At 65.9% G+C, this 26,353-nt stretch carries 22 protein-coding genes; 12 read left to right on the forward strand and 10 right to left on the reverse strand.

Features of this window, described 5'->3' with window-relative positions; all coding sequences use genetic code 11:
• Window positions 1-101: 101 nt before the first annotated feature.
• Entirely contained in the window at window positions 102-2,309 is a 2,208-nt protein-coding gene (locus tag GEU84_RS21135; RefSeq protein ID WP_152826647.1) for a PfkB family carbohydrate kinase, read from the forward strand.
• An 8-nt stretch (window positions 2,310-2,317) separates the two neighbouring features.
• On the opposite strand, the gene GEU84_RS12755 is transcribed toward GEU84_RS21135, so the two are convergent.
• The 8 genes from GEU84_RS12755 to GEU84_RS12790 form a co-directional block, all read right to left on the reverse strand.
• Complete coding sequence (locus GEU84_RS12755) at window positions 2,318-3,013, reverse strand: helix-turn-helix domain-containing protein (protein ID WP_152826649.1); 696 nt, start codon at window positions 3,011-3,013, stop codon at window positions 2,318-2,320.
• Window positions 3,010-3,948: a hypothetical protein gene (locus GEU84_RS12760; protein ID WP_152826651.1), complete on the reverse strand. Its 939-nt coding sequence runs from the start codon at window positions 3,946-3,948 to the stop codon at window positions 3,010-3,012. The genes GEU84_RS12755 and GEU84_RS12760 overlap by 4 nt, the downstream gene beginning before the upstream one ends.
• Window positions 3,945-4,457, reverse strand: a complete 513-nt coding sequence (locus tag GEU84_RS12765; RefSeq protein WP_152826653.1) for a (2Fe-2S)-binding protein — start codon at window positions 4,455-4,457, stop codon at window positions 3,945-3,947. Before GEU84_RS12765 ends, GEU84_RS12760 begins: the two co-directional genes overlap by 4 nt.
• Window positions 4,454-7,201: a molybdopterin cofactor-binding domain-containing protein gene (locus GEU84_RS12770; RefSeq protein ID WP_174539847.1), complete on the reverse strand. Its 2,748-nt coding sequence runs from the start codon at window positions 7,199-7,201 to the stop codon at window positions 4,454-4,456. Before GEU84_RS12770 ends, GEU84_RS12765 begins: the two co-directional genes overlap by 4 nt.
• Window positions 7,202-7,676: 475 nt before the next feature.
• Window positions 7,677-8,657, reverse strand: a complete 981-nt coding sequence (locus GEU84_RS12775) for a hypothetical protein (RefSeq protein WP_152826657.1) — start codon at window positions 8,655-8,657, stop codon at window positions 7,677-7,679.
• 132 nt (window positions 8,658-8,789) lie between these two features.
• Window positions 8,790-9,716, reverse strand: coding sequence for a ribokinase (locus tag GEU84_RS12780; protein WP_152826659.1), 927 nt, complete (start codon window positions 9,714-9,716; stop codon window positions 8,790-8,792).
• Entirely contained in the window at window positions 9,716-10,168 is a 453-nt protein-coding gene (locus GEU84_RS12785; RefSeq protein WP_152826661.1) for an RbsD/FucU family protein, read from the reverse strand. The genes GEU84_RS12780 and GEU84_RS12785 overlap by 1 nt, the downstream gene beginning before the upstream one ends.
• Window positions 10,169-10,177: 9 nt before the next feature.
• Entirely contained in the window at window positions 10,178-11,239 is a 1,062-nt protein-coding gene (locus GEU84_RS12790) for an ABC transporter ATP-binding protein (RefSeq protein ID WP_152826663.1), read from the reverse strand.
• A gap of 242 nt (window positions 11,240-11,481) precedes the next feature.
• On the opposite strand from GEU84_RS12790, the gene GEU84_RS12795 reads away from it, so the two are divergent.
• From GEU84_RS12795 to GEU84_RS12810, 4 genes are all read left to right on the forward strand, one after another.
• Window positions 11,482-13,128, forward strand: coding sequence for an extracellular solute-binding protein (locus GEU84_RS12795; protein ID WP_152826665.1), 1,647 nt, complete (start codon window positions 11,482-11,484; stop codon window positions 13,126-13,128).
• Window positions 13,129-13,180: 52 nt separating this feature from the next.
• Entirely contained in the window at window positions 13,181-14,287 is a 1,107-nt protein-coding gene (locus GEU84_RS12800) for an ABC transporter permease subunit (RefSeq protein ID WP_174539848.1), read from the forward strand.
• Window positions 14,287-15,201 (forward strand): carbohydrate ABC transporter permease, encoded by a 915-nt coding sequence (locus tag GEU84_RS12805; protein ID WP_152826667.1) that lies wholly within the window; start codon window positions 14,287-14,289, stop codon window positions 15,199-15,201. Before GEU84_RS12800 ends, GEU84_RS12805 begins: the two co-directional genes overlap by 1 nt.
• Window positions 15,202-15,265: 64 nt before the next feature.
• Window positions 15,266-15,724, forward strand: coding sequence for an RbsD/FucU family protein (locus GEU84_RS12810; protein ID WP_152826668.1), 459 nt, complete (start codon window positions 15,266-15,268; stop codon window positions 15,722-15,724).
• A gap of 21 nt (window positions 15,725-15,745) precedes the next feature.
• Here GEU84_RS12810 and GEU84_RS12815 read toward each other — a convergent pair whose 3' ends face one another.
• Complete coding sequence (locus GEU84_RS12815; RefSeq protein WP_152826669.1) at window positions 15,746-16,663, reverse strand: substrate-binding domain-containing protein; 918 nt, start codon at window positions 16,661-16,663, stop codon at window positions 15,746-15,748.
• A gap of 89 nt (window positions 16,664-16,752) precedes the next feature.
• Between GEU84_RS12815 and GEU84_RS12820 the strand changes: the two genes are divergently transcribed.
• The 7 genes from GEU84_RS12820 to GEU84_RS12850 all read left to right on the forward strand — a co-directional run bounded on the left by GEU84_RS12820 (window position 16,753) and on the right by GEU84_RS12850 (window position 24,663).
• A complete protein-coding gene (locus GEU84_RS12820; RefSeq protein ID WP_152826670.1) occupies window positions 16,753-18,195 on the forward strand; it encodes a xylulokinase in 1,443 nt (480 codons plus the stop codon).
• 170 nt (window positions 18,196-18,365) lie between these two features.
• Window positions 18,366-19,349: a sugar phosphate isomerase/epimerase family protein gene (locus GEU84_RS12825; RefSeq protein ID WP_152826672.1), complete on the forward strand. Its 984-nt coding sequence runs from the start codon at window positions 18,366-18,368 to the stop codon at window positions 19,347-19,349.
• A gap of 51 nt (window positions 19,350-19,400) precedes the next feature.
• Entirely contained in the window at window positions 19,401-20,450 is a 1,050-nt protein-coding gene (locus GEU84_RS12830) for a sugar ABC transporter substrate-binding protein (protein WP_152826674.1), read from the forward strand.
• A gap of 50 nt (window positions 20,451-20,500) precedes the next feature.
• Window positions 20,501-21,988, forward strand: a complete 1,488-nt coding sequence (locus GEU84_RS12835; protein WP_217438568.1) for a sugar ABC transporter ATP-binding protein — start codon at window positions 20,501-20,503, stop codon at window positions 21,986-21,988.
• A 7-nt stretch (window positions 21,989-21,995) separates the two neighbouring features.
• A complete protein-coding gene (locus GEU84_RS12840) occupies window positions 21,996-22,946 on the forward strand; it encodes an ABC transporter permease (protein ID WP_152826678.1) in 951 nt (316 codons plus the stop codon).
• On the forward strand, window positions 22,947-23,801 hold the full coding sequence (locus tag GEU84_RS12845; protein ID WP_152826680.1) for a MurR/RpiR family transcriptional regulator: 855 nt from the start codon (window positions 22,947-22,949) through the stop codon (window positions 23,799-23,801).
• Between the two features lie 10 nt (window positions 23,802-23,811).
• On the forward strand, window positions 23,812-24,663 hold the full coding sequence (locus GEU84_RS12850) for a PfkB family carbohydrate kinase (protein WP_152826682.1): 852 nt from the start codon (window positions 23,812-23,814) through the stop codon (window positions 24,661-24,663).
• A gap of 106 nt (window positions 24,664-24,769) precedes the next feature.
• On the opposite strand, the gene GEU84_RS12855 is transcribed toward GEU84_RS12850, so the two are convergent.
• On the reverse strand, window positions 24,770-26,311 hold the full coding sequence (locus GEU84_RS12855; RefSeq protein WP_152826685.1) for a UxaA family hydrolase: 1,542 nt from the start codon (window positions 26,309-26,311) through the stop codon (window positions 24,770-24,772).
• Between the last annotated feature and the right edge of the window lie 42 nt (window positions 26,312-26,353).

Genomic DNA, 26,353 nt, shown 5'->3' on the forward strand with positions numbered 1-26,353 from the left:
TTGCTTACGCTGTCAGTATTTTTCTATACGCATGTAAATTTATTGTTTGACGCATTAAATTTTGCGCCCTAGCTGTTGCGCTGGGATACAGGGAGGCGGGCATGAAAACGCTGGTCAGCGCAGGCGAGATCGTGGTGGAGGTGATGGCCAGGCACCGCGGCCAAAGCCTGCTAGCTGCCGGCCCGCTGACCGGGCCTTACCCGTCAGGGGCGCCCGCCATCTTTCTGGCGCAGGCGGCGGCGTTGGGCCAACCCTGCGGCATGATCGGCGCGGTGGGCGATGATGCTTTCGGTGCGCTGAACCTTGACCGGCTGCGCGGGTTGGGGGTGGATGTGTCGGCGGTGGCCTGCTTGCCGGGCCGGGCCACCGGCAGCGCCTTTGTCAGCTACCGCGCCGATGGCAGCCGGCAATTCGTGTTCAACATCCGCCACAGTGCTGCGGCAGAACTGGTGCAGGGGCCAGAGGCGCGGGCGCTGCTGGGCCGGGCGGACCATCTGCATGTGATGGGGTCATCGCTGTTTTCCGATGCGGCTGTGGCCATGGCGATGGCGGGCATTGCGGCGGTGAAGGGCCGGGGCGGCACGGTATCGTTCGACCCCAACATCCGGCCCGAGATGATGACAGAGCCGATGCGCGTCGCCTTGGCCGATGTGCTGGCCGCGACGGATCTGTTCCTGCCCAGCGGTGACGAGATTTTCCTGTTCGCCCCGCCGGGCATGACCGATGCCGATGCGGCCGCCGCAGACCTGCTGGCGCGAGGCATCAGGGCCGTGGTGCTGAAATGCGGCATACAAGGCGCGGTCTATTTCGACGCGACGCAGCGCATTGCGCAGCCGGCGTTTGCCGTGGCCGAGGTGGACCCGACCGGCGCGGGCGATTGCTTTGGCGGGGCTTTCGTCGCGCTGTGGCTGCGCGGCGCGGCACCTGCACAGGCCTTGCAGGTGGCGGCGGCCTGCGGCGCGCTGGCCGTCACCCGCCAAGGGCCGATGGAGGGTATCTGCACCCTGCCGCATGCAGAGGCGTTTCTGGCAACGCAGCATGGTGACGGGGCTGCGGCGTGGCTGGCTGCCTTTCCCGCGCTGCGGCAGGCGGGGGCGCGGCCCGGCATTGCATCTGTCTGCTCGGCGCATCCCCGGGTGATCGCGGCGGCGCTGCGGCACGGGCGCGACCGCGACGGCCCGGTGCTGATCGAGGCGACCTGCAATCAGGTGAACCATCAGGGCGGCTATACCGGGCAGACACCGGCCATGTTCCGCGACGGCGTGCTGGCGCTGGCGCGGCAGGCGGGCTTTCCGGCAGACCGGCTGATATTGGGCGGCGACCATCTGGGGCCAAACCCCTGGCGGCACCTGCCCGCGGCACAGGCCATGGCCGAGGCGGCGCGGATGATGGCGGATTATGCGCAGGCGGGTTTTGCCAAGCTGCATCTGGATACCAGCATGGCCTGCGCCGATGACCCCCTGCCCCTGCCGCTGGACCTGATTGCCACCCGCGCTGCCGAACTGGCGCAGGTGGCCGAGGCCAACGCCAACCCCGCCCGCCTGCCGGTCTATGTCATCGGGTCCGAAGTGCCGGTGCCGGGTGGCGCGGCCGAACCGCTGCACGCGCTGGCCGTCACCACACCCGCCAGTGCCGCCGCCACCCTGGCCGCGCACCGGCGGGCCTTTGCCGCGCGCGGGCTGGACGCGGCGTTTCGCCGTGTGATCGGCATCGTGGTGCAGCCGGGCGTGGAATTCGGCAGCACCGATGTGGCGGTCTATGCCCCCGATGCGGCGCGCGCATTGGTGCAGACCCCCCTGCCCGGCGTGGTGTTCGAGGCGCATTCGACCGACTACCAGCCAACCGACGCTTTGCGGGCGCTGGTTTCCGATGGATTTGCCATTCTCAAGGTCGGGCCGTGGCTGACCTTCGCCCTGCGGGAAACGCTGTATGGTCTGGCGGCGATTGCCGCAGACATGCTGCCCGATCCGCCCGAACCGCTGCCGCAGGTGATGGAGCGTCTGATGCTGGCCGATCCGGCGCATTGGGCGGCCTATTACCCCGGCGATGCGGTGGACCAGCGGCTGCAACGCCATGCGTCCTACAGCGACCGCATCCGCTATTACTGGCCGCAGCCGGAGGCCGAAGGCGCGGTGTCAGCCCTGCTGGCCGCCCTTGGCCCGCGCCCCATTCCGCGCCCGCTGATCAGCCGCCATCTGGGCCTGCTGGATGGCTTCGCAGCCATGCACCCCGCCTGCACCGCCGACATGCTGCTGGAGGCGGGCATCGCCCGGGTGCTGGGGATTTATGCTGCGGCAACAGCGCCGTAACCGCGCCGTCAGTTGATCCGCCCGCTGTCGGGTGCCGTGCCGTGCTGGATGCGCCGCTCCAGCGCGGCGCGGTCCAGCACCTCGATCGCCCCCTTGCGCAGGGCGATGATGTTGTCATCACGCAGCACACCAAGCGTGCGGTTGATCGTCTGGCGCGAACAGCCCACCACATTGGCAAGATAGGCCTGGCTCTGGGTGATCAGGGGTTTTTTCTTGCTGGACAACTGGCTGAGGTAGCTACAGATTTTCTGGTCAACCGTGTAGAACTGATCCACCGATTTCAGCTTGTTGTCGCGCACCAGCCGGTCATAGAAGATGCCCGCCAGATTGCGCACGAACACGGGTGATTTCAGCTGTTCAAAGATCAGCGGCGTGGCGCAGAACAGCAGCGCGGTGTTGGGCAGGGCGGTGCAGGTGGCGGCGCAGGGCTTGTCGGCAATCGCCTCGACCTCGCCCACCACTTCGCAGGGGCCGGCCAGATGGATGATGGTCTTGTGCCCGTCCTGGCTGTGATAGGCCAGCTCGATCGTGCCATGTGCCACCAGCAGCAGCCCCGACGTGGTTTCACCCTGCACCAGCACGGGCGTCGCCGCTTCATAGAACCGCAGCGCGCATTGGTCGATAAAACCAACCTTCTGGTCATCAGGCAGATCGTTCAACAGGCTGCATTTCAGCAGATGCGGGTAGCGGAGGCTGTTTTTCACTCGGCGTCCCCCGGTATCGGCTCCATCTGGCACATGGCCTGGCCGGGATCATCGCAGCAGGCGCGCAGCTGATCAACCGACTGCGCGTAGATTTGATTCCACGCAGCCTCGGTCTGGCCAAAGCCGGGCGGCATGGCATGCGACAGCGGGTAAGTGGACGCCAGCGCATTGGCCCCCGGCGGAATGTCGCGGCCCGTCATCCACAGCGTAAGGCTGTTGCAGGTCTGGTCAATGCCGACGCGGTGGCAGCCCACGCAGGTGTTGTCACGCGGCGCGATGGATTGCGTGGGCCAGTCACCGAAACCGAACTCGGGGGCCACATGGGCATAGGGGCCGAACGGGTTCACCGGCACATGCGCCCAGACCTGCCCCACAAAGGCCGAGAACATGAACGGGTCATTGTCATGGCAATTGCCGCAGCCATCCTGCACCACCGCCTCGGGCGTCTGCCAGAAACTGTCGTCTGTGGCCTCGGTGGGCGAGGGCACGGCGGCCCCGTTCACCGGCGCATCCGTGCCTTTGGCCTGAAACCAGCAGGTCGCCCCGGTGGCCGGGTTGTGGGCGATCACGTCGATCTCGTCAAAATCCATGCTGTCGGCGCTGCGGATCATCTTCTGGCGGCACATGACAGACACCTGATGTGTGTCGGTGCTCAGCGACAGGATGCGCGAGTAAGGCACGCATTGGCCGTCAGAGGTTGACCCGTTGTTCAAGAGCGCCGGGCGGTCGCATGTCATGCCGGGTGTGTAGGTGGCAGGCGTCTGGCCATCCACCGTCACCGGCACCGGCACGCCATCGGCGCAGGAAAACGCGGGCAGCGGCCCCACGGCGGCCTGACAGGCGGCGGCATATTCGGCGTTGCTGGTCTGGGCCTGCGCCCCGCCCGCCATCAACATCAGCGCCAGTGTCAAGTGGATCAGTGCGGGGCGGATCATGGCCCTACCCCCGCCATCACCGCCACCGCCGTGCGGCGCAGCGCCTGATAATAGCGCACATAGCCGGTGCAACGGCAGATATGCGCGCCAATCGCGTCACTGATCGCGGCATCCAGTTGATCCGGGGCCACCGGCCGCACCGCCAGCCCGTCGAGGAATATCTTCGACGCCATCACGAAACCCGGCGTGCAATAGCCGCATTGAAAGGCGAAATCCTGCAGGAACGCCTCTTGCACCGGGTGCAGGTCCGGCCCCTGCGACACGCCTTCCACCGTGGTAATGGCACAGCCATCAAGGCTGGCCAGCGCGGTGGAACAGGCGATGACCGGCGAGGCGGCAAGGCTGGGCGGCTTTGTCACCGCCACGGTGCAGGCCCGGCACACGCCGATACCGCAGCAGAATTTTGTGCCGGTCAGGTTCATCTGGTCATGCAGGTAATCCACCAGCTTGTCATCGCCCTGCGCATCATCCACCTGCTGCGCCATGCCGTTGACAGTAAAGGAAATCATTGGCCCAGCCCCTCGCGTATCTTTTGCGGCGTGATCGGCAGCGATGAATAGCGCACGCCCAGCGCATCGCGCAAAGCATTGGAAATGGCGGGCGCGATCGAACACATCACCGCCTCGGCAATGCCGCGCCCCGCGCCGTTGTCGCCCGGGCTTTCCGGCAGGATAACCAGTTCCTGCGCCCGCCCGCCCGGGGTGTAGACCGGCGCCATCGGCACATCCTGCGCCCGCGCCATGTGGTAGATGTTCAGGTTCCAGGTGCCATTCGCAGGGCCCGCCATGCCGGGCGGCATATCCTCCAGCAAGGTATAGCTTATCGCCATCGCCACGCCGCCCTGACTTTGCCCCGACACAAGCTGCGGCACATGCACCTTTCCGGCGTTCAGGATGCTGACCACGTTTTCCACCTGCACCGCGCCACTGGTAGGGTCTGCCACCAGCCCGATGATGTTGATACAGGGCGCCCAGACCGTGCGCGAAAACCGCGATGATTCCGTGCCCGGCCCGGTGGCGTTCTGCCGCGTGACCTGCACCGGGGTGGCCGTGTCGGGCAGGTAGAACGACAGCCCGTCCAGCGCCAGATGCGCCAGCCCGCCTGCTGTTGGAAAATCGGCCTCGGCCCAGAACTGCTGGAAATAGGCATGGCCCAGCGCCCCGCGCGGTAGGTCGCGGGCATAGATCGCATCGGCCAGCGCCTGCATCGACAGCGGCGGCATACCCCCGGCGGCTAGCACCAGCAGCCCGTTCGACCACGCGGTTTCCCCGGCCATCAGCGCAGGCATCCCCCACAGATCACGCGCGGCAGGCAGGATCGCGCCCGCAAACAGCCCCTGCGCCGTCTGCTGCATCACATGCACCTGATGCAGCGCCGTCAGGCAGGCGGATGACGAGCCCACCGATTTGGGCGTCCAGTCAGGGTTGGCCCAGCGTTGGCCTGCGGGGTCGGATGTGGTCAGCCCGGTCTGGCCGAACAGGGTATAGCAGCCCATGTCCACCCGCCGGGCGTTGTTGCCCAGGATCGGCCCCACCACCACGCCCAGCGTGGTGGCCGACCCGTTGCCCATATCCACCCCGTCCGACTGCACGGTGAGGCTGCCGTCACGCTCCAGCAACACCGCCGCCACCACCCCGTCGCCCGAAGTGCCATAGGCCTGCAACGACATCGCCAGCCCCGTGCCATAGGTCAGCCCGCGTGCCGCATAGTCGGCCTTGATCTGGGCACGGTCGGCCCACAGCGGATGCGCCTCGGCCAGATCCAGCATCTCGGCCAGCCGCAGCTCCTGCACCACAGGGCCGCCGACCACGGTGGTATCGCCCTGCACCAGCAGATTGGCGCGGCGCAGCGCCACCGGATCCCAACCCTGCCCGATGGCCATCTCGTCCAGCGCGGTTTCAATCGCAAAGAACGCCTGCGTGCCGCCAAAGCCGCGCTGCGACCCGCCCGACACGTTTTCGGTATGCACGGCCTCGCCAAAGATATTCGCCATCGGGCAGCGGTATGACCCGCCCACACACAGCGAGGCCAACCCCGCCACATAGGGGCTGAGGTTGCGCAGCCCCCCGCCGTCAAAGGTCAGCGCCGCCTCGACCAGTTGCAGCGTCATGTCGGGGGCCGCCACCACCTGCCCGGTGATCACCGCCGCATGGCGTTTCAGCCCGATGCGGAATTGTTCAAACCGGTCATATTCCAGCCGCACCGGGGCGTCACCGGAATAGGCCGCCGCCAGCGCCAGCATCAGCGAAAACGGCGAACTGTCGCGGCCCCCGAACCCGCCACCCGGGTAGCAACTGGTCAGCACCACGTTGGCAAGGGTGAAGGGCGCATCCGCCTCTTCATACATCGCCAGAATGTCGCCCACATCGCCGTCGGGCGACTGGGTGCCCAGCACGATATGCAGGGTTTCGGTTGCCGCCTCGTGCCAGACGATACCCGCCTCGGGCTCCATGAACACCGGGTCCATCGCCTGCATGTCGCAGCCGATGGACTGCCGGATGAACTGCGGATTTCCGGCGATGGTGTCGGCGATCTTCGCCTGCCATTGCGGCACATCAGTCATGTAGGTGGATGGGTCAGCACTGGCATAGCTGAAATGCTCGCCGCCCTCGGCATATTTCACATAGGTGGTCTGCGGCGAAAACGGCTGGCCAAGACCGGGAGAGGGGGTTTCGGCCGCAGCATAGCTTTGGAAATCCGCATCGCGGAACTGCATGAACACCCGCGCGGCGCGATAGGCGGCCAGGCTGTCGAACATCAGCAGCGCAACCGCCTGCCCCAGATAATCGGGCACATTGCCGGGAACCACGATGAGGTCGTAGTCAATCGACGGCGGCTTGTCGAAACTGCCGGTCTGCGCGGTGGGGGCTGTCGCCCGCGGCGCTGTGCCCGGGGCGGCCACCACCAGATCGTCGATATGCAGGTCGCGCTGCAAGCGCAGTTTCGGCGCGCGCTGGCTGTCGCTAAGGTGATCGCCCATCACCACCCGGGTCGGCTGCGCTGCGGGCGGCAGCGACGACAGATCAATGCCCAGAAACGCATGGTCGGTGGTCAGCGCATGCAGATACAGCGCATACCACTGGCCCGCAGGCCAGCCCGCCATGTCACGCGCGTTGAAATCGCGGGCGTAAACCTTTTGCCCCGTGACCTTGGCGCGACCCTCGATCCGTTCGGTGGCCACGCCTGCGGTCTGCGGCGCATCTGTTGCAGGCTGCGCGCGCAGACCGGGCACGCCCAGAATGCTGACGGCCACGACGCCGCTGGTTGCCTGCAAGAATACCCGGCGCGTCAGCCGGACGGGGTGTTGCGGGGGGAACGGGGTATTCATCAGACCGGCCCTCGGTGGAAAGCCCGCGCGGATTGCTTCGGGGACATGAGACATGACCGCGCGGGCGGGTTGCCACTCGTATTGCAACACAGGGGAATGATACTCAATCCGCAGCCTAGTGATGTCGCCCAGCCGACAAAAGGGGGAATTTGCACAAGAATGCCAATTGCGGCAACAGGATGCACGGCGCAGGCCGACCAGCCTCGCGGCCAGAGTCCGCAACCCACGGTTTAAATGGCGAAACTTCAACTGGCAGGCGGTCAGCCTCTTGCCGGGCCAGCCGACCGGCGCGGCCATTGCCCTGCGCCGCAGCACCAGCCACCGAAGCGGCAGCGCCGCGCCCGACTGGCTTGCGCGCGCGGAACGGGGCAAACCGGCATTGCTGCGGCCACACGGGCCGCTACAGCGGCTCCACCCCGATGCGGTAGCGGGTGGTCCAGGGCTGGCCTGCCGTCAGGCTGACAGCCGTGGCCGCACCGGCCTTGCTCAGCGGGTTTGGCCGGGCCGAAATTGCGGTGCCAAGGTCAAAGGCGGCGCAGCAGGGTTCAACCCCCAGCGCCAGATGCCGCCCGTTCCAGGGGCCATGCGCGCGGCCCCGGTTGCTGATCCACAGCATCAGATGCGGAAAGGCGGCGGTTTCCCATTCCAGCACCGCACGGAAGCCCTCGGCCAGATTGTCCAGCGCGAAAACGCCCGGCGCATGGGTCAGCAGGATGCGGCTTTCGGTGGCGTCCGCCAGCGGCAGATGGGTAAAGTCCACCACGCCGCCATCCGCCCCCGGCATCTGGGCAAGCCCCGCGCAGTTGCTGTCAGGCCGCAGCAGGCAGGTATCCGGCGACTGCGCCGGATGCGTCCACACCGGGCCATGCGTGCCCGGGTTCAGCCGCGCCATGCCGGGCGCAGCAGGCAGGCGGAACACGGGGTGCAGGGCCAGCGGCAGCTGGCAATCGCGCCGCGGGTGAACGGCCAGCGTGATTTCCACCCCGCCCGCGCAGGGCGTGACGCTGCGGGCCAACCGCACGACGGGGCTGTCGGCAGGATAGGTGATCCCGGCCCGCAGCGCATTTCCGTCGCTCCAGACCTGCCAGACCTCGTTGGACCCGAACCCATGCGGCGGGCCATGTGGCGCGCCCGGTTCCGCCCGCCAGCGGTCGGGCAAGGGGGCGGGGTCATCGGCCCCGAACGGCACGCAGGGCCATTCGCCGCGCAACCGCCGCAGGATGCCGGGCAAGGATTCGACCCCCGGCTCATCTGCCCAAGGGGCGGTGTGCAGCGGTTCAACCATCCGCCCGTCGGGCAGGCGCAGGCTCAGCCCGTCAAGCATCGCCCCCAGGGGTTGCAGGCCCACCGCGCCCCCGGCCCATTGCAAAGCCACCGTCATTTTCTGTTGCTCACATCATCCACAGACACCACCCCGGATCAGCGCCCGTTCCTTACCAGCGCGCAAGGGGCAGAATGCCCGGCACCCCTGCAAGCCGCCGCAGGATACCCCAGACCCGCCTTTTCCGGTTGCCTATCCGGCATTGCGCGCCAGCAGCGCCTCGATCTCGGCGCGGCCGGGCATTGACGGTGCGGTGCCGGCCCGCGTCACCGAAATGCCCGCCGTGGCGCAGCCGAACCGCACGGCGGCCACCGGGTCGGCCCGGCCTGCCAAGGCCGCCGCGAAACCGCCGTTGAACGCATCGCCCGCGCCGGTCGTCTCCACCACCGGCCCCGCCACCATCACCGGCACATGCACGGTCTGGCCTGCATCGTGATAGAGCGCGCCCTTGTCGCCCAGCGTGATGATCGCCGCACCCGCCCCCATGGCGCGCAGCGCCTGCGCGGCGGCAATCGCCTCGGCCACAGTCGTCACAGGCAGGCCGGTCAGCGCCTCGGCCTCTGACTCGTTCGGCGTCACGAAATCGCACAGGGCCAGCATGCCTTCGGGCAATGGTGCGGCTGGCGCGGGGTTCAGCACCGTGCGCGCGCCACCGGCCCGTGCAATCTGCAAGGCGCGCAGGGCGGCGGGCAACGGCTGTTCCAACTGGGTGACAAACACCGCCGCCCCGCCGATCAGGGCCGATTGCGCGTCAATATCCGCCTCGCTGATATGCCCCGCCACGCCGGGGCAGACGATGATGGCATTGTTGCCCGTGGCCGCCTCGACAAAGATATAGGCGGCCCCGGTATAGCTGTCGTCATGCTGCGTCACCGCGGCATGCACCCCGGCCCCGGCCCATGTCTTCAACGCCATGTCGGCAAACGGGTCACGCCCCAGACGGCTGATGAAATGCGTCTCGGCCCCGGCCCGGGCAGCGGCCACCGCCTGATTTGATCCCTTGCCCCCCGGCCCCAGCGCAAAGCCCTGCCCCATGATGGTTTCGCCCGTGCGCGGCTGGCGGTCGGCGCGGTAAGCCGTATCGGCCACGAACACCCCAAGGATCACCACGCGGCCCATCATGCCTCCGGCGGGATCACGCCCTTGCGGAAGATGAAACAGCCATAGAACCGCCGCTCGCCGGTCTGTATCACGGCATAGGCCCCCTTGGCACGGTCATAGAAATCAAACCGCTCGATCCCGATCATGGGGCGGGGGCGCCCCTCGGAGGCATCAATCACCGCCTGCACCTCGGCCTGCACGGGTTCTATCTGGTCGGGGTCGCCCACCACCTGCATCCGCCCCGCAAAATCATCCACGAATGTATCCAGCGGAAAGACCGAAAGCACCGCTTCGGCCGCCTGCCCGCAGGTCAGGTTTTCCATGCGCAGCAATTTGCCCAGCACGGTCTGCCGCGCGATGGCATCGGCAGGAAAGTTGGTGTCGGCAATCACCAGCGTATCGCCATGCCCCATGGCGCGCAGCGCATACAGCACATCGGCGTTCAGCCGGTTGTCCAGCCCTTTCAGCATGTCATCCTCCTACCCTATCCTTTGGCCGGTTTCGGCATCGAACACATGCACCATGCCGGGCTGGGGCGACAGGCGCAGCGTATTACCCGGCCGCAGCCCCAGCCTGTCGCGGAACACCGCCACCACATCGCGCGCGCCCATGCGCAGCACCACATGGGTTTCCGCGCCCGTCGGTTCCACCACCGCGACGGCCGCGGCAAAGCCCGCATCGTCGCGCAGCAGATGTTCGGGGCGGATGCCGAAAATCACCCGCCGCCCGTCATCCATTCCCGGCAGATCGGGGGCTGGCAGCCGGTCTGTGCCCGCCTCGACCACCACCCCGCCGTCACGCCGCACCACGCCTTCGATCAGGTTCATCGCGGGTGACCCGATGAACCCCGCGACAAATACATTGGCCGGGCGGTCATACAGATCCAGCGGTGCGCCGATCTGGCTGACATGGCCATCCTTCATCACCACGATCCGGTCAGCCATGGTCATCGCCTCGATCTGGTCATGGGTGACGTAGACCGTGGTGGTGGACAGCCGCTGGTGCAATTCACGGATTTCCGACCGCATCTGCACCCGCAACTTGGCATCAAGGTTCGAAAGCGGTTCGTCAAACAGGAACACCTCGGGGTCGCGCACGATGGCCCGGCCCATGGCAACGCGCTGCCGCTGCCCGCCCGACAATTCGCGGGGAAAGCGCGCCAGATAGGGCTTCAGCCCCAGAATATCCGCCGCCCGCGCCACCCGGGCGTCAATCTCTGCCCTGTCCATCCGCTGCATCTTCAGCGCGAAACCCATGTTCGCGGCCACTGTCTTGTGCGGGTAAAGCGCATAGTTCTGGAACACCATTGCAATGTTGCGTTCCGCGGGGGGCAGGTTGTTCACCACGCGCCCGCCGATACGGATCGTGCCGCCGGTCACGCCTTCGAGCCCCGCGATCATGCGCAAAAGCGTGGATTTGCCACAGCCCGACGGACCGACCAGCACCACGAACTCGCCATCGGGAATGTCGACATTGACGCCATGCATCACGTCCAACCCGCCATAGGACTTGCGCAGATCGCTGATCGTCACCTCGGCCATGCGTCCCCCCGTGCCCGTTGCTGCCCAAGGGATAACGCAGGGAATTGCCCCTGTCCATCATCTAGACATACTAACATGTTAGATGCTTGACAGGTTCCATGAAGGCTGAGAATGTCTGCCCACGCCCGGCAAAGCCCGGGCCCGGCCTGTGGCAGAAGGCGGCACATGACCCCGAACGGGGCAATGGCCACACCGGAACGGACCGCCCGCAACGGGCGGGCAACCTTTAGGGAGGTCTTTGCATGAAAGTCGAACTTTACGAACATGCGGTGCGGTCGGCGCTGACCCGCCGCCGCCTGCTGCAATCGGCGGCCAGCATGGGGGGTCTTGCGCTGATGGGCGGCCTGCCCCGCATGGCCCGCGCCGATGCGCACAGCGATGTGCGCGCCGCCATCCTGAAAATTCCGGGCGTGGGTGCCGGTTCGCCCACTGATGCCGACTGGCAGAAGGTGGGCGAAATGTGCCTTGCCGCCACAAGGGAAAGCGTGGCCGAAGGTGAATTTGCCGGGGTGGAGCTGACCTTCCTTGGCCTGAACAACCAGAACCTGCACAATTTCCTGTTCCGCGGTTTCCTGAAACCGTGGGAGGCCTATACCGGCGCCAAGATCAACTGGATCGACCTGGCGCAGGCCGATTACAACGCCCGCCTGCAACAGGCCATCGCCACCGGCACCGTTGATTTCGACATTGCCGAAATGGGTGCGCCGTTCGAGGGTGATGTCTGCGGCAAGGGTCTGGCCTCGGAAATGCCCGATTGGGTCAAGGCCCAGATCGACATGGACGATTACGTTGGCTACCTGAAAGACCCGGTCGGCACATGGGATGGCAAGACCTACCGCATTTCCATTGACGGCGACTGCCACACCTTTGCCTACCGCACCGACTACCTGACCGATCCGGCGATCACCGCCGCCACCGGCATGACCGAACCGCCCGCGACATGGCAGCAGGTGCAGGCCTATACCAAGGCGCTGAAAGGCCAGAAAGACCCGCTGACGGGGCTGGATGCGCATGGCTATCTTGACCCGCTGAAAGGCTGGGGTGGCTTTGGTTTCTACTTCCTTGAAAGCCGCGCCACCGCCTATGCCAAACATCCCGACAACAAGGCCTGGCTCTTCGACCCCGAAACCATGAAGCCCTATGTCAACAACCCCGCATTCGTCCGCGCCATTCAGGATGTGATGGATGTGATGGATACACAGCCCGCCGACCAGATCAACGCCGATCCGGGCACCACCGCGTTCCAGCAGTTCCTGGCAGGCACCGGATCCGGGATCAGCTGGTGGGGCGATGTGGGCTCATCCGCCCGCACATCCGATGGTTCGGTCGTGGGCGATGTGGTGGGCTTTTCCATCCTGCCCGGATCGGATGACGTCTACAACAACGTGACCGGCGCGTGGGACACGCTGCCTTCCGGCCCCAACTATGCGCCCAACATGGCCTATATCGGCTGGGGCGTCTATGTGATGGCCCGGGTGGACAGCGACGAGAAACGCAAGAAGGCGGCATGGTCCGCCGCGGCCCATCTGGGCGGCAAGGATCTGTCGCTGTGGACCGCCGCCTATCCCTCGGGCTTCCAGCCCTACCGCAACTCGCATTTCCAGTATGAGGAATGGGAAACGGCGGGTTATGACCGGGCCTTTGTCGAGGATTATCTGGGCTCGAACGCCGACAGCTACAACCACCCGAACGCGGCCATCGAACCCCGCATCCCCGGCATCTTCCAATACTATTCCGTCGCCGAGGATGAACTGGCCAAGGGCTTTGCCGGGCAATACGCTTCGGCCCAGGAAACCGCCGATGCCATTGCAGCCGCCTGGGAAAAGATCACCGACCAGATCGGCCGCGACAGCCAGATTGCGCTCTACAAGGCATCTCTGGGCATGTGACCGCACAGGGCGGCGGGGCCAACCCGCCGCCCATTTCTGCAAAGGCTGACCCGTGGCTGACACCGGCGATCTCCTGCATACCGTGACCAACGACAACCTCTCGCCCCGGCGGGTGGCGTTTGGCCGTGCGGTGATCTGGGGGTCGGCGGGGGTGCTGGCGCTGGTGGCGCTGCTGCAAACCCTGCATGCCACCGGGCAGATCGACGTCGGCCTCACCACATGGCGGCCGACGCTTTACGCCTATGTGCTTTGGGCCATCTGCTTTTGCTGGGGTCAGGTGCTGGTGCGGGGCGAGCAGGGCAAGCGCGTGCTGTTCGTGCTGCCCGCCGCGCTGTTCGTCATCTCCATGGTGGTATTCCCGCTGCTCTTCGGGCTCGTCATCGCCTTTTCCGACTGGAACCTGTCGTCCCCCACGGGCCGCAAGTTCAACGGGGTCGATAACCTGATCCAGATGTGGGGCGACCCGTTCTATTGGAACGCGCTGCGCAACATGGTCTGGTATACGCTTGCGATCATTGTGGAATATGCCATCGCATTTGGCCTTGCCCTGATGCTGAACAGCCAGATACGGGCGCGGAAATTCTTCCGCGTGGCGTTCCTTTTGCCGCTGATGCTGTCGCCCGTCGCGGTAAGCTGGATGGTCGGCAAGTCGATGATGGAAATCCGCTTTGGCCCCCTCGCCCGCCTTGCCCGCGAACTCGGCTGGGCGGAACCATCATTTTTCGGCAGCCCGTGGATGGCGAAACTGACCATCATGCTGATGGATGCCTGGACGTTCATCCCCTTCATGATGATCATGATCCTTGCCGGGCTTCAGGCCATCCCGAAGGAAGTGCAGGAAGCCGCTAAGGTTGATGGCGCAAACGGCTGGCGCGGGTTCTGGGAAGTCACCTTTCCCCTGATGCTGCCCGTCACCATCACCGTGATCCTGATCCGCATCATCTTCAAGCTGAAGCTGGCCGACATCATCATCAACGTGACGGCGGGCGGGCCGGGCGGGGCCACAGACAGCGTCACCAGCTTCATCTTCCGCGAATACCGGGACAGGTCGAACGTGGGCTACGGCACCTTGCTGGCAATGGTTTATCTGGTGATCATCATCCTGGCGATCACCCTGTTCATGAAACTGGTGGACCGCTGGATGAGGCCGAAATACTGATGACCCAGATTTTCCGCGACAGCGAAAGTGATCTTGCGCATCGCGCCAAATGGTTCACCGGCCGCGTGGCGATCTATGGCGCGCTGATCCTGTGGACGGTGATCTGCCTGTTCCCGATCTACTGGACCATCACCACCAGCTTCAAGATGGCGCCCGACGTGATGAAGGGCCACATGGTGCCATGGTGGGATTACACGCCGAAATGGCTGGGGTGGAAGTCGCTTGGCCTGTCACCCGACACGATCGGGGCGGAATCGACGGTGCGGGACGAATTCATGAAGCGGTTCCTGAACTCGGTCATCACCTCGGTGTCATCCTCGGCGCTGGCGGTGGTGCTGGGGTCTTTGGCCGCCTATGGCCTGTCGCGGTTTTCCTACAAATTCGGCTATATGCGCAACAGCGACATATCGTTTTTCTTCCTCAGCCAGTTGATCCTGCCGCCGGTGGTGCTGGCCCTGCCGTTTCTGGTTCTGTATAAATCGCTGGCCCTGCTGGATACCCGCATCGGGCTGATACTGCTGTATACTTTAACGGTGCTGCCCATTGTGATCTGGATCATGCGCGATCAGTTCGCGGGCATCCCGACCGAGTTGGAAGAGGCGGCGATGGTGGACGGCCTGTCGATCTGGGGGGCCTTTGCCACCATCGTCATGCCGATTGCCCTGCCGGGCATGGTGGCGGCCTTCATCCTGTCGCTGGTGCTGACGTGGAACGAGTATTTCTTTGCGGCGCTGCTGACCTCGACCCATGCCAACACCCTGCCGGTGATGGTGGCCAGCCAGACCGGATCGCAGGGCATAAGCTGGTGGTCCATGGCAGCCTTGAGCTTTGCCGCCATCCTGCCGCTGATCGTGATCGGCGTGGTGCTGGAGCGGTATATCATCAAGGGCATGGCGGCGGGGGCGGTGAAGTGACGCCACGATTTTCCTGCGAAAAATCAGGGATGCGCCATGATCTTTCGCAGAAAGATCGCCCGCCATGCTGAAAGGCATCGACCAACGGCTGTCAGCCGACATCGTTCACGCCCTGATGCTGATGGGGCACGGCGACGATCTGGTGATCTGCGACGTGAACCACCCTGCCGCGACCATTGCCAAAGAAACCACCCATGGCCGCCTGATCGCGATGCCGGGCTGCGACATTCCCACCGCCGCCCGCGCCATCCTGACCCTGATGCCGCTGGATACATTCGTGCCCGCCCCCGTCACGCGGATGCAGGTGGTGGGCAACCCCGGGGCGCAGATGCCGGTCTTTGCGGCGATGCAGGCGGTATGCGATGCCGCCGAGGGCCGCGCTGTCACGATGCTGGCGGTGGAGCGTTTTGCGTTCTACGAGACCGCCAAACGCAGCTTCTGCATCATCCGCACCGCCGATTCAGGGCCTTATGGCTGTTTCATCCTGAAAAAGGGCGTGGTGGATCTGCCGCCGCTGGCCTGACTGACCGCAGCGGCATAGCCCTTACTTTGCCGTCGCCACATTCGCCCCGGTAATCAGCACCGTCGGCACATAGATCACATTCGCCCGCAACTCCTCACCCGCCAGAACGCGCGCCACGGTATCGGCAGTCGTGCGCCCGATGCCCGCGAAATCCTGCGCCACAGAGGCCTCGAAACTGCCGCCCGCCGCAATCGCCACACGCGCCTGCGGGTTGGCGTCGATGCCGGTGATCACGATACCCTCACCCTGCCGCCCCGCCGCCTCGATGGCCTGCAATGCGCCCAGCGCCGGCTGATCCCACGCGGCCCAGACCGCCTTGATGCTGCCGGGTTCGGGGTTGGCGGCCAGAAGCGCCTCCATCTTGGCCCGGCTGTCGGCGATGCCGCCGTCATCCACCGCCGGGGTGATGCGGTCCAGCACGTTTATGTCGGGAAAGTTGGCAAAGACCGCATCGGCGATCACGCCGCGCGCCTGCACCGGGGGAAACGGATCAAAGGTGAACATCACCACATTCCCCGCCCCGCCCATCCGGTTGGCCACATAAACCGCCGTCTCCGCAGCCATCGCATAGCCGTTCGACGTGACATTGGCCGCCAGCAGCGCGTCGGTGCCCGCATCCATGCCCACCACTGGAATGCCTGCCGCATCGGCCGCCGCCAGCCCTGCGCCCACCTGCGCCGGATCGACGTTGATCACGATGGCATCCACCCCCTGCGTCACCACATCCTCGATGCGGCTGATTACCGCCGCCACGTCGCCCGCCGTGTCGATCACATTCACCTCCCACCCCAGTTCTGTGGCGCGGGCCTGAAACGCCTCGACATAAAACTGCGTGCCGGGCTGGGCCAGATAGGGGGTGATCACCGCCACTTTTTCCTGCGCCTGCGCCGCGAGCGCCGAGGCGAAAAGGGCTGCCGAAGTCATGAGGGAACGAAGCATTCTGTGGCCTCCCGCCAGATTTCATTTTGCTTGCGGGGGGCAGCTTGGCAGGCCAGTGTTCCGCCGTCCAGAGAATAGGCGAGGGTGCAATGCAGGGTGACAGCCTGATCGGGATCGACATCGGCACCACCTCGGTCAAGGCGGTGCTGCTGGGGCTGGACGGGCAGCGGCGGGGCGAATTTTCGGCACCCTACCCCACACAACACCCCGGCCCCGGGCTGGCCGAGCAAGACCCCGCCGATTGGCTGCGGCTGGCCGAGGCGGCGCTGGCGCAGTTTGACGGCGCACAGGTGCTGGCCATCGGGCTGACCAGCCAGGTCAACACCCATGTCTTTGCCGATGCAGGTTTCACCCCGCTGCGGCCCGCGATCACCTGGCAGGATCAGCGCGCGGCAGCCGCCGGGGCGGCGGTCGATGCGCTTGTGACGGCGGCACAAAAGCTGGCATGGCTGGGCGCGCCGATCCCCGTCGATGCCAGTCACGCATTGGCGCGGATGGTCTGGCTGGCGGGGGCAGAGCCTGACCTGTGGGCGCAGACCGCGCATGTGATGGCGCCAAAGGATTGGGTGCTGGCGCGGCTGACCGGTGCTGTGCTGGCCGACCCTTTGGCCTCGGTGGGGCTGGTGGGGCCGGATCTGGCCTATGCGGCTGGCCTGATCGCACTGGTGCCCGGGGCTGCGGCGCGGCTGGCCCCCCTCGCCGACCCGCTGGGCATCGGCGGCACCATGGCCGCTGGGCCCTTTGCCGGGGTGCCGGTGGTGCCGGGCACGATGGACGCCTGGGCCAGCCTCTTGGGTCTGGGCGTCGCCGAACCCGGGCAGGCGATGTATCTGAGCGGGACCAGCGAGGTGCTGGGTCTGGTATCCCCCCACCGCAATGGCGAACCGGGCGTCATCACCTTTCCCGATTGGGCCGCAATCACGCTGCATGCCGCCCCCACTCAGGCGGGGGGGGCATCGCTGGGCTGGGTGGCGCGCCTGCTGGGCCTGCCGGTCGAGGCGGCACTGGCGCTGGCCCGGCCTGTGACCGCCGACAGCCCGCTGTTCCTGCCGCATCTGCAAGGCGAACGCGCGCCCCTGTGGGATGCCACGGCGCGCGGGGCCTTTGCCGGGCTGACCGGCGCGCATGGCGCAGGTGCCTTGGTGACGGCTGTGCTGGAGGGTGTGGCCTTTTCCGCCCGGCTGGCGCTGGAGGCGCTGGAGCGGTCGGGCGCCATGGTGCCGCCCGAGGTGCGGCTGGGCGGCGGTGGCGCGGGCTCCGATCTCTGGTGCCAGATGCGGGCCGATGCGCTGGGCAAACCGTTGCTGCGCATGCAGGGGCGAGATCCGGGGGCGGTGGGGGCGGCCGTGATGGCGGGCGTGGGCTGTGGCGCTATGCCCGATCTGGCGCAGGCCGCGCGGGCACTGGTGCAGCCCGAGCGGCGGTTTTTGCCAGACCCCGCCCGGCAGGCGCTGGCCAATGCGCGCTTCACGCGCTGGCAGCAGCTTTACCAGCAGATGCGCCCGGTGAATGCGGGCTTTGCCACCGCGTGACATCCACGGCATCGGCATGCGGATATGCATCACCTGTGCATGCGCTGTGTATCGCTTGTGCCACCCTGTTGCGTTCAGCGTGCGACGATCGCAGGCCGCGCCGCCTGCCAAAAGGAAACCGCTTGTAAACTTCACAAATTTATAGTTTTCTGTGAATCAGGGAGAACATGATGCTTGGACAAAGATTCGCCACCCGTCTCAACTCCTTTGCCTCGGGGGCGCAGGTCTATTGGCCTGATCTGGCGGGCAAGCCGACGCTGCGGCATCTGGTGGAACGCGCCGCCACGGCGAAAGGGCTGACAGAGGTTGACCTGAACTTTCCCGACCACGCTGGCGGCAATCTGGCGGAAACGGCGGCGATCATTTCCGGCACAGGGCTGATCGTGAACGGGCTGGCCATGCGCTATTACTCCAACCCCGCATTCAAGCTGGGGGCCTTTACCAACCCCGACCGGGCCGTGCGCCGCGAGGCGATTGACCTGACCAAACGCGGCATCGACGCGGCGCGCAGCCTTGGCACAAATCTGATGACACTGTGGCTGGGGCAGGATGGCTTCGACTATGCCTTTCAATGCGACTATCAGGCCTTGTGGGATGATGAGGTGGCCGGCATCGCCGAAGTGGCCGCGCATGACCCCGACTGCCAGATCAGCATTGAATACAAGCCCAATGAACCAAGGGCTTACAGCCTTCTGCCCGATGCCGCCACCACGCTGTTGGCGATTGCCGATGTGGGGGCGGCCAACCTGGGCGTGACGCTAGATTTCGCGCATTCGCTTTACGCCGATGAACAGCCCGCCAATGCCGCCGCGATGATCCTGCGCCGCTCGCAGCTTCTGGGCCTGCATCTGAACGACGGCTATGCCAAGCGTGACGACGGGTTGATGGTGGGCGCGGTGCATGGCCAGGCCACGCTGGAACTCTTGCGGCAGGTGGCGCGGGCGGGCTGGGACGGCGCGATCTACTTTGACACCTTCCCCGACGCATCGGGCCTCGACCCGGTGCGCGAATGCGAGGTGAACATCCGCACCGTGCGCCGCATGCTGGCCCAGGTGGCGCGGATGGAGGGTGACAACCGGCTGGGCGAGGCGCAGGCACGGCAGGATGCCGTGGCCGCGCAAGACATCGTGCAGGAGACGATGGCGGGGGGCTGACCCGCTTACTTCACATCATACAAAAATACTGTGTTGAAACGGGAGGAACCTATGAAACACATTCTCAAGACCTGCCTTCTGGGCAGCGCCTTTGCGCTGTCCCTTGGCATCGCCCAGGCGCAAGACCTGACACCCCTGAATTCCGACGCCGAACCCGACCGTATGGACTGGTCAGAGCTGGAGGCCAGGTTCGGCCCGATGCCCGAAACCCCCGCGGGCACCAAGGTGGGCGGCGTGTCGAAAACCCTGACCAACGAATACTGGCGGTCGCTGGGCGAGGGCTATGCCAATGTCGCCAAGGCCGAGGGGCTGGAATTCGTCTATCAGGCCGCGCAATCCGAAGGCGACCAGCTGGGCCAGCTTTCCATCGCGGAAAACCTGATAACCCAAGGGTTTGCCGTGCTGCTGTTCTCGCCCCAGACCGACGCCAACCTGATCCCGGCGGTGGAAAAGGCCGAAGCGGCGGGCGTGCCGATACTGAACGTGAATGATGCGGTGATCCCCAGCGCCAAGAACTATGTCGGCAATGTGCAAAAGGGCAACGGCGTGAACGTGGCGCAATGGTTCATCGACAACCGGCCCGATGGCGGCAAGGTGGCGGTGATCGAGGGCCAGCCGGGCGTTTACGCGGCAGGCCAGCGCACGGCGGGCTTTACAGAAACCATCACGGCCGCGGGCAATTTCGAGGTTGTGGCCTCGGTCCCCGCCGACTGGAGCCGGGAACTGGCCTTCAACGCCGCGGCGACCATCCTGCAACAGCACCCCGACCTGATCGGTTTTTATGCCAACAATGACGGCATGGCTTTGGGTGTGGTCGAGGCGGTGAAGGCGGCGGGCAAGGCCGAACAGGTGGCTGTCTTTGGCACCGACGGCATTTCCGATGCCTATGCCGCGATCCGCGCGGGCGATCTGACAGGCACGGTTGACAGCTTTCCGGTGCTGACCGGCGAAGTGGCGCTGGAGGTCGCGCTGCGCCTGCTGGCGGGGCAGGATCTGCCGCGCGTCGTGGCCACGCCGCAGGCGCTGGTGACGGCGGACAATGTGGAAACCTTTGCCACATCCGACATGGCGGCTTTGCGCGCGGCGCTGCTGGCTCAATAGCCCCTGTGGCCCGTCCCTTGCCGGGGCGGGCCTTTTTGAACGGAATGCACATGGCGCGCCTGACCCTGACCGGCATCACCAAATCCTACGGCCCTGTGCAGGTGTTGCACGGGGTCGATCTGACCGTGGCCAAGGGTGAGGTGCATGGCCTGCTGGGCGAGAATGGCGCAGGCAAATCGACCATGCTCAACATCCTGTCAGGCGTGATCCGCGCCGATGGCGGCAGCATCGCGGTGGATGGCGCGCCCGTGACCATCGCCTCGCCGCAGGGCGCGCGGGCAGCGGGCATTGCCATGATTCATCAGGAATTGCAGCAGGTGCCCGAACTGACCGTGGCGCAGAACATGTATCTGGGCCGCCCCCTGCGCCGATTGGGCGGCCTAATCGTGGATCGGGGCACGCAAGAGGCCCGCGCGCGGGCCGTTCTGGCGCAGCTTGACCCGGGCATTGACCCTGCCGCCCCCGTGGGCCGGCTGCGGGTGGCGCAGCGCCAGATAGTCGAGATCGGCAAGGCGCTGCTGGGCAATGCGCGGATCATCGCGATGGATGAACCCACATCAAGCCTGACCCCCACCGAGTTTGAACGGCTGGTGCAGGTGATCGCGGCGCTGACCGCGCAGGGGGTGTCGGTGATCTATGTCTCGCACAAGATGGATGAGGTGTTTCGCCTGTGCCAGCGCGCCACGGTGCTGCGCGACGGGCGGCGGGTGGGGCAGGTGGACATCGCCGATGTAAGCCCCCCGCAGGTGATCGAGATGATGGTGGGCCGCGAACTGGCGCAGGCCAGCCACCGCAGCTTTGCCACCGGTCAGGTGATGATGCGGGTGCAGGGCCTGACGCGCGGGCGGCATGTGCAGGATGCCGGTTTCACCCTGCACCGGGGCGAGGTTCTGGGCGTGGCGGGGCTGGTCGGCTCGGGCCGGACCGAACTGATGCGCCTGATCGCCGGGGTGGACCGGGCCGAGGCGGGCACGGTGGAAATCGCCGGGCGTGTGGTGCCGCAGGGCGTGCGGGCGCGGATCAGCGCCGGTCTGGGTCTGGTGCCCGAAGAACGCAAGCGCGAGGGCATCATCCGGCACCGCCCGGTGGCGGTGAACATGGCGCTGCCCTCGATGCGGCTGTTTTCGCGCCTTGGCATCACGCGGGCGGCGCATCTGAACCGCACCGCCGAGACGGTGATGGGCGACATGCAGTTGCGCCCGCTGGCGGTGCGCCGCGCCATCGGCACGTTCAGCGGCGGCAATCAGCAAAAGGCCATCATCGGGCGCTGGATCGCGGCCCGTGCGCAGATATTGCTGTTTGACGAACCCACACGCGGCATCGACGTGGGGGCCAAGGCCGAGATCTATGCCCTGATCGAACGGCTGGCATCCGAGGGGCATGGCATCATCGTGGTGTCGTCGGAACTGCCCGAGGTGATCCGCCTGTCTGACCGCGTGTTGGTGATGCGCGAGGGGCGCATCGCCGCCACCCTGCCCGGCCCCGAGATCACCGAGGCGAACATCGCCCGCCACGCCATTCCCGCCACACGGCCCTGAGGATACCATGACAAAATCCCCCTTCCGTCACCTGCGGCTGCGCGATGCGGGCACCCTGCTGGGCCTTCTGCTGATCGGGGGCGTGTTTGCCGTGCTGACGCCGGTGTTTCTGACCGCGCCCAACCTGCTGAACATCCTGCAACAATCCTCGATCAACGCCTGCATCGCGCTGGGGATGACGCTGGTCATCATCTCGGGCGGCATCGACCTGTCGGTGGGGCCGGTGGCGGCGCTGTCTGCGGTGGTCGGGGCGGCGCTGATGGTGGGCGGTGCGCCGATTGCCGTGGCGGTGCTGGCGGCGCTGGGGGTGGGCATGCTGTGCGGGCTGATGAACGGCGTGCTGATAACCCTTGGCGGGTTGCAGCCCTTCATCGTCACACTGGGCGGGCTGTCGCTCTACCGCGCGCTGGCGCTGATATTCACCGGGGGCACGCCGATATTCGGCCTGCCCGACGGGTTCCGCGCGCTGACCAACGGCACGTTGCTGGGCGTGCCGAACCCGGTTGTGGTGGTGGCGGTGCTGGCGCTGCTGGCCTGGGTGGTGCTGAACAAGACACCCCTGGGTGAATATCTGATGGCCGTGGGCGGCAATGCCGAGGCTGCGCGCATATCGGGGGTCCCGGTAACGCTGACAAAACTGGCCGCCTACATGATTTCCGGCGCGTTGGCAGCGGTGGCGGCGCTGATCCTGTTGGGCCGTCTGGGGGCAGCCGAACCCACCATGGGCAACCTGTGGGAACTGGATGCGATTGCCGCCGCCGCCATCGGGGGGGCCAGCCTGATGGGCGGGCGGGGCAGCATCATCGGCACGCTGGTCGGCTGCATCATTCTGGGGGCGTTGCGCAACGGTCTGACGCTGATGAATGTTCAGGCTTTCTATCAGTTGCTGGCGACGGGTATCATCATCATCGTGGCGATGCTGATCGACCGGGCCACCGCTGGCAAAGAAGGGCACTGAATGAACGACCCCCGCACCGTCGCCGCACAGGTCCGCATGCGCCTGCCCACCTTGACGCCACTGGAGGCCAAGGTGGCCGAGCATATCCTGGCGCAGAAAGATATCGACGCCAGCATGTCGCTGCGCGATGTGGCCGTGGGGTCGGGCGTGTCGGATGCGATGGTGGTGAAGGTGGCGAAAAAGCTGGGCTTCGCGGGGTTCCGCGAATTCCGGCAGGGGCTGATGGACTATTACCGTTCCGACACGGCGGGGCTTTATTCCGAGATTTCGCCACAGGATACGGCTGGCCAGATCATCCAGAAAGTGTTCCGCACCTCGATGCAGGCGCTGGAGGAAACCTTTGCCATTCTGGATCTTGAGGCGTTCGAGCGTGCCGCCGATTACCTGCACCGGGCCAAGCAGCGCGATTTCTATGGCGTGGGCGGGTCGGCCCAGATCGCCCGCGACGTGGCGCATAAATTCCTGCGCATCGGGCTGCGGGTGTCGGTGTTCGACGATGCCCATATGATGATGATGTCGGCGGCGCTGCTGGGCCCCGAGGATGTGGCGGTGGTGTTTTCGCATTCCGGCAAGACCACCGCGGTGCTGGAACCGTTGGAGCTGGCCCGCAAGAATGGCGCGCGCACCATCGCGGTGACGAACTACGACGACAGCCCCACCGCACGGATCGCCGATCTGGTGCTGTGTTCCACCGCACAGAACTCGCCCCTTCTGGGTGAAAATGCCACGGCCCGCATCGCGCAGCTGAACATCCTTGATGCGCTGTTCGTGGCAACTGCGCAGCGCGACCGCAAGGCCGCCGAGGCGAACATGGAGCGCACGATGCGCGCCGTCGCCTCCAAACGCAAACCATAGGGACATGCCGATGCCTACCGTCCTTGTCTGCGGCAGCCTGCACCATGACATCATGGTTGCCGCCCCCAGCCTGCCGCGCCGCGATGAAACCATGGTGGGCACCGGCTGGTTCGCCAAATTCGGCGGCAAGGGCGGCAATCAGGCGGTGGCAGCGGCGCGCGGCGGTGCGTGTCGCATGCTGGGCGCGGTGGGGGATGACGGGTTCGGGGCCTTCATGCGCGCGGGGTTGCAGGCGGGCGGGGTGCAGGATTGCGTGCAGGTGGTTGCGGGCTTGGGCACAGGCATCAGCGTGGCGATCAGCGAGCCTTCGGGTGACTACGCGGCCATCATCGTGTCCGGGGCCAATCTGGCGGTGGATCACGCGCCTTTGACCGGGGATGCGCTGTGGCAGGATGTGACGGTGCTGCTGTTGCAAAACGAGGTGCCCGAGGTGCTGAACCTTGCGGCGGCGCGGGCCGCACGGGCGCGCGGCGTGACTGTGGTGCTGAACGCTGCACCCGCCCGGGCGCTGGGGGCCGATTTTGCCGCATTGGTTGATGTGCTGGTGGTGAACGCGGTGGAGGCCGAGATGATGGGCACCGCGCCCGTCACCGATCTGGACAGTGCCGCCACGGCCGCCGAAACGCTGGCAGCCCGGTTCAGCGCAGTGGTGGTGACAGCAGGCGGCGCAGGGCTGGCAGCCTGGTCGGCGCTGGACGAGGCATTCACCATCCCCGCGACGCCAGTCGCCGTGCAAAGCACCCATGGCGCTGGCGACATGTTCACCGGCACGCTGGCGGCGGCGTTGGCGCAGGGTGAAACGCTGCAATCGGCCTGCCAGAAAGGCAGCAATGCCGCCGCCGCCCATGTGGCGGGCCGATAGGGCCTTGCGGGATCAGCCGCTTATCAGCCCTGCCGGGCATCGTCGCTTTGCCGCAACGCGGAACGCCCGGCGGGGCTGACGAGCGGCCGTTGCGAACCCTCTTGCGCTACATCACCGCGCCCATCTGCCAGGGCACGAATTCGGCCCCGCCAAAGCCCAGTTCCTCGGATTTCGTCTGCTCTCCCGAGGCCACGCGGATGAACAACTCAAAAATCTCGCGCGCCTTGGCCTCGATCGTCACCCCGTCGATGATGTCACCACAGTTCACGTCCATATCCTCGGACATGCGGCCATACATTTCCGAGTTGGTTGCCAGCTTGATGCAGGGCGTGGGTTTGTAGCCCGAAACCGAACCCCGCCCGGTGGTAAAGGCAATCAGATTGGCCCCCGAGGCGATTTGCCCGGTGACGGAACAGGGGTCATACCCCGGGCTGTCCATGAACACGAACCCGCGTTCGGTAATCGGTTCGGCGAATTTATACACCTGTGTCAGCGGGGCCGTGCCGCCCTTGGCCACCGCACCCAGCGATTTTTCAAGGATCGTGGTCAGCCCGCCTTTCTTGTTGCCGGGCGAAGGGTTGTTGTCCATCTCGCCGCCGTTTCTTGCGGTGTAATCCTCCCACCACCGGATCCGCTCGACGATCTTGGCACCCACTTCGGGCGTCACCGCGCGGCGGGTCAGCAGATGCTCGGCCCCATAGATTTCAGAGGTTTCCGACAGGATCGTCGTGCCACCATGTGCCACCAGCAGGTCGGATGCCGCCCCCAGCGCCGGGTTGGCCGTGATGCCGGAATAGCCGTCTGACCCGCCGCATTGCATGCCGATCATCAGATGCTGCAACCCCGCAGGCTGGCGCTGCACCCGGTTGGCCACCTCGGCCATTTCGCGCAAAACCGCCACGCCACGCTCTATGGTCTTGCGGGTGCCGCCGGTCTGCTGGATCGTCATATAGCGGAAATTGCCGTCGCCCCGCATGCGCCCCGTGCCGATCAGATCGGGGATCTGCATCACCTCACACCCCAGCCCCACCAGCAAAATCCCGCCAAAGTTGGGGTTGCGCGCATAGCCCTGCAAGGTGCGGAACAGCGTGGCATAGCCCTCGTCCTTGCCCGACATGCCGCAGCCTGACCCGTGCACGATGGGCACCACGCCATCGACATGCGGAAAATCCGCCAGCCATCCCTGCCGTTCCACCGCCTCGGCAATGAACCGCGCCACTGATCCTGAACAGTTCACCGAAGTGAGGATGCCCAGATAGTTGCGCGTGCCCACCTGCCCGTCATCGCGCGGATAGCCCATGAAATACCGGGGGCCGTCTATGGCGGGCAAGGGCCGCAGATCGGATGAAAACGCATAATCCTGATCATGCGCGCCCATGCCCAGATTGTGCACATGCACATGATCCCCCGCCGCGACCGGCAGCGTGGCCACACCGATGATCTGTCCATAGCGGATCACCTGAGCGCCCTGCACAATCGGCGCGCAGGCGATCTTGTGGCCGCGCGGAACCGCCTGCAAAAGCGGCGCGCCGATCTGGGGCAGCAGCGTGCCTGCTGACAGGTCTTGCAAGGCGATGATAACATTGTCATGCGGATGCAGACGGATCACCGCGGGCTTTGCGGAATCAAGTGTCGGTGCGGGGGCCATGGCCGTCTCCGTTACAATCGGTGCCGCGCGCGTGTGGGAGGG

Origin of the sequence: Fertoeibacter niger, from assembly GCF_009380135.2 — a bacterium.
GTDB classification, from domain to species: Bacteria; Pseudomonadota; Alphaproteobacteria; order Rhodobacterales; family Rhodobacteraceae; genus Fertoeibacter; species Fertoeibacter niger.

Excerpts from the sequence above, each read along its gene's own strand:
- GEU84_RS12775 (WP_152826657.1), bottom strand. The coding sequence starts at position 8,657 with ATGACGGTGGCTTTGCAATGGGCCGGGGGCGCGGTGGGCCTGCAACCC.
- GEU84_RS21135 (WP_152826647.1), top strand. The coding sequence starts at position 102 with ATGAAAACGCTGGTCAGCGCAGGCGAGATCGTGGTGGAGGTGATGGCC.
- GEU84_RS12845 (WP_152826680.1), top strand. The coding sequence starts at position 22,947 with ATGAACGACCCCCGCACCGTCGCCGCACAGGTCCGCATGCGCCTGCCC.
- GEU84_RS12790 (WP_152826663.1), bottom strand. The coding sequence starts at position 11,239 with ATGGCCGAGGTGACGATCAGCGATCTGCGCAAGTCCTATGGCGGGTTG.
- GEU84_RS12815 (WP_152826669.1), bottom strand. The coding sequence starts at position 16,663 with ATGCTTCGTTCCCTCATGACTTCGGCAGCCCTTTTCGCCTCGGCGCTC.
- GEU84_RS12850 (WP_152826682.1), top strand. The coding sequence starts at position 23,812 with ATGCCTACCGTCCTTGTCTGCGGCAGCCTGCACCATGACATCATGGTT.
- GEU84_RS12835 (WP_217438568.1), top strand. The coding sequence starts at position 20,501 with ATGGCGCGCCTGACCCTGACCGGCATCACCAAATCCTACGGCCCTGTG.
- GEU84_RS12765 (WP_152826653.1), bottom strand. The coding sequence starts at position 4,457 with ATGATTTCCTTTACTGTCAACGGCATGGCGCAGCAGGTGGATGATGCG.
- GEU84_RS12840 (WP_152826678.1), top strand. The coding sequence starts at position 21,996 with ATGACAAAATCCCCCTTCCGTCACCTGCGGCTGCGCGATGCGGGCACC.
- GEU84_RS12780 (WP_152826659.1), bottom strand. The coding sequence starts at position 9,716 with ATGGGCCGCGTGGTGATCCTTGGGGTGTTCGTGGCCGATACGGCTTAC.
- GEU84_RS12825 (WP_152826672.1), top strand. The coding sequence starts at position 18,366 with ATGCTTGGACAAAGATTCGCCACCCGTCTCAACTCCTTTGCCTCGGGG.
- GEU84_RS12795 (WP_152826665.1), top strand. The coding sequence starts at position 11,482 with ATGAAAGTCGAACTTTACGAACATGCGGTGCGGTCGGCGCTGACCCGC.
- GEU84_RS12760 (WP_152826651.1), bottom strand. The coding sequence starts at position 3,948 with ATGATCCGCCCCGCACTGATCCACTTGACACTGGCGCTGATGTTGATG.
- GEU84_RS12855 (WP_152826685.1), bottom strand. The coding sequence starts at position 26,311 with ATGGCCCCCGCACCGACACTTGATTCCGCAAAGCCCGCGGTGATCCGT.
- GEU84_RS12830 (WP_152826674.1), top strand. The coding sequence starts at position 19,401 with ATGAAACACATTCTCAAGACCTGCCTTCTGGGCAGCGCCTTTGCGCTG.
- GEU84_RS12820 (WP_152826670.1), top strand. The coding sequence starts at position 16,753 with ATGCAGGGTGACAGCCTGATCGGGATCGACATCGGCACCACCTCGGTC.
- GEU84_RS12810 (WP_152826668.1), top strand. The coding sequence starts at position 15,266 with ATGCTGAAAGGCATCGACCAACGGCTGTCAGCCGACATCGTTCACGCC.
- GEU84_RS12785 (WP_152826661.1), bottom strand. The coding sequence starts at position 10,168 with ATGCTGAAAGGGCTGGACAACCGGCTGAACGCCGATGTGCTGTATGCG.
- GEU84_RS12805 (WP_152826667.1), top strand. The coding sequence starts at position 14,287 with ATGACCCAGATTTTCCGCGACAGCGAAAGTGATCTTGCGCATCGCGCC.